The organism is Pseudomonas sp. PS01299 (assembly GCF_029960145.1).
Classification (GTDB): domain Bacteria; phylum Pseudomonadota; class Gammaproteobacteria; order Pseudomonadales; family Pseudomonadaceae; genus Aquipseudomonas; species Aquipseudomonas putida_A.
Map to the genome: position 1 here is coordinate 1 of NZ_JASCPO010000413.1, position 2,818 is coordinate 2,818.

The window sequence follows — 2,818 nt, forward strand, 5'->3', positions numbered from 1 at the left end:
CCCTGTGGGTGCGGGCTGGCTCGCGAAAGCGGTGTGTCAGGCAATCAATCACTGACTGAAAGAATGCCTTCGCGAGCAAGCCCGCTCCCACAGGGGGTGTGCGGCGCGATTTACAACGCGTCGCGCGAGGGCTTGCCATCCACCAGACGCTGAATGCGCAACGGGTTGGCGTTTTTCAGCGGTTCCGGCAGCAAACTGTCGGGGTAATTCTGGAAGCATACGGGACGCAGGAACCGCTCGATCGCCAACGTCCCCACCGACGTGCCGCGCGAGTCGGATGTCGCCGGATACGGCCCGCCATGCACCATCGAGTCACACACCTCGACCCCGGTCGGATAACCATTGAGCAGGATCCGCCCGACCTTCTGTTCAAGTAACGGCGTCAGCTCCGGGAAGCGCTCGAAGTCGGTCTGCTCGCCGATCATCGTCGCCGTCAGTTGGCCGTGCAGGCCCTGCAGTGCCGCGCTGAGCTCGGCCTTGTCGGCCACTTCGACGATCACCGTGGTCGGGCCGAACACTTCTTCCTGCAGCACTTCATCGCCGTTGATCAACAGGCTGACATCGGCCTTGAACAATTGCGGCTGCGCCTGATTACCCTGCTGCGGCTGGCCCGCCAAGTGCTCGATCGCGGAATGCGCCAAGAGCTTCTGCAAGCCTTTGCCATAGCTGCCGAGGGTGCCGGCGTTGAGCATGGTCTGCGCCGGTTGATCGCCAATCAGCCCGGCAACTTGCTGGACGAAGGCGCTGAACTGCGGCGAGCGAATACCAATGACCAAACCCGGATTGGTGCAGAACTGGCCGCAGCCCTGCACCACCGAAGCGGTCAGGTCGCGGGCAATGGTTTCCGAGCGCTCAGCCAAGGCTTGAGGCAGAACGATCACCGGGTTGATGCTCGACATTTCGGCGAACACCGGAATCGGTTGCGGCCGCGCCGCTGCCATGTCGCACAGTGCCCGACCGCCCTTGAGCGAACCGGTGAAACCGACTGCCTGGATCGCCGGATGCTTGACCAGCCATTCGCCAACGCCACCGCCGTAGATCATGTTGAACACGCCTGCCGGCATCGCGGTTTTTTCGGCGGCGCGAATCAGTGCGTCGGCAACAAGTTCAGCGGTTGCCATGTGGCCGCTGTGGGCCTTGAACACCACCGGGCAACCGGCGGCCAGCGCGGCAGCGGTATCACCGCCCGCAGTGGAAAACGCCAACGGAAAGTTGCTCGCACCGAACACGGCCACCGGGCCGAGGCCGATGCGGTACTGGCGCAGATCCGGGCGCGGCAATGGCTGGCGATCCGGCAATGGCAAATCGATTCGCGCGCCGTAGAAATCTCCGCGCCGCAGGACTTTGGCGAACAGGCGCATCTGGCCGCTGGTGCGCCCGCGCTCGCCCTGAATCCGCCCCGCCGGCAGCGCGGTTTCGCGGCAGACCAGCGCGACGAACTCATCACCCAAGGCATCCAGTTCATCGGCAATCGCGTCGAGAAATTGCGCACGGCGTTCGCCGCTGAGGCTGCGATAAGCGGGGTACGCTGCGGCGGCGGCTTTGGCGGCGGCATCGACTTCGGCTTCAGTCGCTTGAATGAAATCGTACGGCAGGTGTTCGCCGTTGGTCGCGTCGACGCTTTGCAGTTTGACGTTGCCTGCTGCGCTGCGCTGTCCGCCGATGTAGTTGTGGCCAAGAATCTGAGTCATGGGAGCTCCTTAAAGGGTGCCGATGCTGTCCGGTTGAAAAGCCGCTGCTGCCGGAGCGATGCCGTTGACCAGCGGTGCGCCGAATTCGGCCTGGCTGATTTCAAACCGGTCGCCCGGTTGGGTGCGGATGCCATCGGCGAACGACAGGGTCGCGGTGCCGAAAAAGTGGATGTGCACGTCGCCAGGACGCAGGAACTGGCGGTATTTGAAGTGGTGGTATTCGAGGTTGGCGAGGCTGTGGCACATGTTGGCCTCGCCGCTGAGAAATTCGTTTTGCCACAGCACTTCGCCGTTACGCAGGATGCGACTGGTGCCGGCCAGATGCTGCGGCAATTCACCGGTGCGCAGTTCCGGGCCGTAGCTGCAACTGCGCAGTTTCGAGTGGGCCAGGTACAGGTAGTTCTTGCGTTCCATGACGTGGTCGGAGAATTCGTTGCCCACTGCGAAACCGAGGCGATACGGTTTGCCGTCGTGGCCGATGACGTAGAGCCCGGCCATTTCCGGTTCTTCCCCGGCGTCTTCGGCAAACGGCGGCAACGGGAACGCTTCGCCCGGACGCACGACGATGCTGCCGTCGCCCTTGTAGAACCATTCCGGCTGCACGCCCGCTTGCCCCGCCGCTGGTTTACCGCCCTCCACGCCCCATTTGAAGATGCGCATGGTGTCAGTCATTTGCGCTTCGTCGCCGGCCTGCTGGTGCATCTTGTCCCGCGCCGAGGCGCTGCCCAGATGCGTGAGGCCGGTACCGCTGACCAGCAGGTGCGCCGGGTCCGGGTGATCCAGCGGTGGCAGGATGCGCCGGTCTTTGAGCAACTGCGCATAGTCATGACTGATGCCCAGGCCGTGGGTTTGTACTTGCTGCTCCAGAGTGCCGCCGGCCTCAATCGCGGCCAGCGCGAGATCGCGTACGCTGCGGGCGTCCTGCACTTCGCGGATCAGCCCGTTGTCGACCACGCCGACGCGGCGCTCGCCGTTAATCAATTCGAATTGAACCAGATGCATATGTCCTCTCCTGTAAACCAGTCTTGAGTTCGGCGCCGATCCATTGTGGGAGCGGGCTTGCTCGCGAATGCGGTGTTTCATTCAACGAATGATGGTGGCTGACCCACCGCATTCGCGAGCAAGCC

General features: G+C 63.3%; 2 protein-coding genes. Both read right to left on the reverse strand.

Annotated features, from left to right (window positions below; genetic code table 11):
• Positions 1–110: 110 nt before the first annotated feature.
• The gene (locus QMX91_RS30450) at positions 111–1,691 is read right to left on the reverse strand and encodes an aldehyde dehydrogenase (NADP(+)) (protein WP_282413853.1); all 1,581 of its coding nucleotides are present in this window, start codon (positions 1,689–1,691) and stop codon (positions 111–113) included.
• A 9-nt stretch (positions 1,692–1,700) separates the two neighbouring features.
• Positions 1,701–2,693, reverse strand: coding sequence for an AraD1 family protein (gene araD1 / locus QMX91_RS30455; RefSeq protein ID WP_098964274.1), 993 nt, complete (start codon positions 2,691–2,693; stop codon positions 1,701–1,703).
• Between the last annotated feature and the right edge of the window lie 125 nt (positions 2,694–2,818).

Bases quoted from the DNA above. Each gene is read 5' to 3' on its own strand.
- QMX91_RS30450 (WP_282413853.1), bottom strand. From the start codon at position 1,691: ATGACTCAGATTCTTGGCCACAACTACATCGGCGGACAGCGCAGCGCA.
- araD1 (WP_098964274.1), bottom strand. From the start codon at position 2,693: ATGCATCTGGTTCAATTCGAATTGATTAACGGCGAGCGCCGCGTCGGC.